This is a genomic window from Seonamhaeicola marinus (assembly GCF_008085455.1).
Map to the genome: position 1 here is coordinate 1 of NZ_VSDQ01000699.1, position 527 is coordinate 527.

Consider the following 527-nt stretch of genomic DNA (forward strand, 5'->3'; position numbering starts at 1 on the left):
TTTGCCTTTGTATTGTTCTATTTTATTAAAAATTGTTAGAAACGCATCTTGTAAATTATCTTCAGCTTCGGCATGGTTACGTGAATACTTTAAGCACAAAGAGAATAACTTACTTGCAAAAAGTTTGTATAATTCTCCTTGTGCTTTAGTATCATTGCGTTTACAATTTTCTATGAGTTGGTTTAAACTCAATTTTAAACACGTATTAGTTAGTACTTATTTTTATTCTACAACAGGTACTTCTATGGTTAAGTATTGGCTTTCACCGTTATCATCTTCACCTTGCCAAAACTTAAAAATGTATGAGCCATTGCTTGTTACAATAAAATTAAAGGTGGCTTCAACAAGTTCGTTTTCTAATGGTTCGCAGTTGTTACGCTCAAACACATAGTTTATAGGCGCAACAGTACGTTCATTAAGTTCTTTTAAATAATAAAAATCGTTAAATGCGTAGCATGTAGTGGGTTTGTAATATGAAATTGTAATAGGGTATGTTTCGCCTAGAACAAACTCATCAGGTATATCTA

General features: G+C 31.5%; 2 protein-coding genes. Both read right to left on the reverse strand.

Features of this window, described 5'->3' with window-relative positions; genetic code table 11:
* On the reverse strand, positions 1 to 192 hold a 192-nt coding region (locus tag FUA24_RS17210; protein ID WP_317131963.1), incomplete at its 3' end, for an RNA polymerase sigma factor.
* Positions 193 to 222: 30 nt separating this feature from the next.
* On the reverse strand, positions 223 to 527 hold a 305-nt coding region (locus tag FUA24_RS17215; RefSeq protein WP_148544323.1), incomplete at its 5' end, for a hypothetical protein.